Below are 2,151 nucleotides of genomic sequence, written 5' to 3'. Positions count from 1 at the left end.
AAATAATTATATTGCATGCACGCGCAAGTGGGCAACGACACCGAAAGGACGTACGTTTACAACAGCCAACACGAGCGGCTGTGGGGCATGTTGCTCACGACCAACCAAGACGACATCATGGGAATGTATAAGCGAATATTGCCCGCTAAGGAATAACATACCGACACGCATGTTGCACAAAAATACGGCCGAGAACCACATTCGCAGTTCTCGGCCAAAGCTTTTAACCATGTTAAAGCACACCCGTGTTACTTCATCAAGTCTTTCAAAGGAATGCGCTGGAAGGTCATCTGCGCAACGCTGCTTTCGTAGAGAATGCCAATGGTTTCACGATCTATCATCGTAAGGCACGAGTAACCCCAACCAAAACCCTCATCGAGCAACACCTGATGTTCGGGCAACCACGTTTTTCCGCCATCAAGACTCATCTTAATGGTGATGTTGTTGCGGTGTTTGGTAGAGTTGGGATTGGAGAAAAGCAGGATGTCGCGTTTCAAAACATTGTCCTTAGCCTTAACGCTGATAAGACTACCCATGCAAACAGGTTCGATAAGGGCACTGCGCGAAGAGGGATGCTCGGTCCAAGTGGCACCAAGGTCGCGCGTTGTACACACGGCACGACTTCCTCCGCGGTTGTCGCGCATGTTCAACATCAGCACGCCTTTCTCCACTTCGGCCACTTGCGCCTCTGTGGTGTTGTCGCGTGCAGGTTTGTTGATGTGCCATGTTTTTCCGCGGTCTTTGCTGTACATAATACCGGCCGAAGGTTCGCGATTGGCCTTAATAAACTGTATGGGGAACACCAAAGTGCCGTCGGTCATGGTGATGCCACGGCCTGGTCCTTGCAAAAGGAAATGCCATTCGGGCAGTTTAACCTGAGAAGTGATGTTTATCGGCTCCGACCATGTTTGGCCATCGTCGTCGCTTCGCACCAGGACCAATTGCGCAGTGTGGTTGTAATCCATGCCCGGTTGCGAACTCCACCACGCCCTTTCGTTGCCCATGCCGTGCGTCCAAGCCGCTACAACCCATACGGTGTTGGTCTTTGTGTCTACAAGTATGCTGGGATCGCCAACGCCGTTTTGTGCTTTGGGCAGTCCACCAGTCTCGCCAAAGGACATGGGAAGGCGCATTGGCTCCCACGAACGACCGCCATCTGTACTGCGGCTAAGCCCTACATCTACATATTCTTGCAAGTCTACGCTGTTGTTATGGCGTACATCGTACACGCCGAGCAATGTTCCGCGATTGGTAGTAACCAGTCCGGGGATGCGATAGGCGGCCACGCCATCGTCGCCAGCATGCCTAACGCCGATACCCATACGGCGAAGTGGTGCAGGTTGGCCCACGTTTTCAACCGTTAGGGGGCTGTTGTCGCCCAGAGCCTCGCGCAAAGCGATGTTGAAAGTGGTGTGCAAAGCAGCGGTGGGTTGCATTTCGATGCTCACCCAAAAGAAGTTGTAGCCAGGGAAAAGCTTTTGCTTGCTACGAAGGGTAACGGTGGTTTGCGTGGGTTGCACCTCGTCTTGTTTCACCGAGTACGAAGGGATGGCCTCCATTGTTCGTCCTGGGGTGAAGTTGGTGATGTACTCCACGGGGTTCATACGGCGTTTGCCGTAGTCTTGCCGAGCATCTGTGCCGCCATAATACAGCTTTAAGGCTTTTATCTGCTCGCGCGGTGCGTTACCCAAGTCTAATGTTAGGGCGTTAAGCGTGCCCGTTTCTTTGGCATCAATACGCATTAACATCAAAATGTTGTCGTGGCGTTCGATAAGTATGGGGTATTGCGGCTGCTGAACAAAAAGCGTATCGCTAGCTTGCGCGGCAAAAGTAATGGCCGATAAAACGGCAATGAGAAATAGTCGCATAATTTGTTGTTTGGGTTTATTATGAGTAGTTAAGGAGTTATGGAGTTGAGTAGTTAAGGAGTTATGGAGTTAAGGAGTTAAGGAGTTATGGAGTTAAGCAAAATGCAGAGGTGGCGTTAGCTATTTTTTCCACCTTTTCACCCTTTCACCTTTTCACCTTTAAGGAGTTATGGAGTTAAGCCAAATGCAGAGGTGGCGTTAGGCTAATTGGACAGGTCTGACTTGTCCGACTTGTCTGACTTGTCTGACTTGTCCGACTTGTCCGAAAGCTAGACTGAACTAG

The 2,151-nt window shown here is 50.7% G+C and carries 2 protein-coding genes; one reads left to right on the top strand and one right to left on the bottom strand.

Annotated elements, in window-relative coordinates; genetic code table 11:
* The first annotated feature begins 15 nt into the window (after window positions 1-15).
* Window positions 16-156, top strand: a complete 141-nt coding sequence (locus tag HMPREF2955_RS16360) for a hypothetical protein (protein WP_168166902.1) — start codon at window positions 16-18, stop codon at window positions 154-156.
* A gap of 92 nt (window positions 157-248) precedes the next feature.
* Here the strand turns inward: HMPREF2955_RS16360 and HMPREF2955_RS13240 are convergent, their stop codons facing one another.
* Entirely contained in the window at window positions 249-1,868 is a 1,620-nt protein-coding gene (locus tag HMPREF2955_RS13240) for a sialidase family protein (protein ID WP_070723907.1), read from the bottom strand.
* Window positions 1,869-2,151: the final 283 nt, after the last annotated feature.

This window comes from Prevotella sp. HMSC073D09 (assembly GCF_001814145.1).
Taxonomy (GTDB): domain Bacteria; phylum Bacteroidota; class Bacteroidia; order Bacteroidales; family Bacteroidaceae; genus Prevotella; species Prevotella conceptionensis.
Note: the sequence above shows the minus strand (reverse complement) of the source record. Positions and strands in the feature narration are given on the sequence as shown.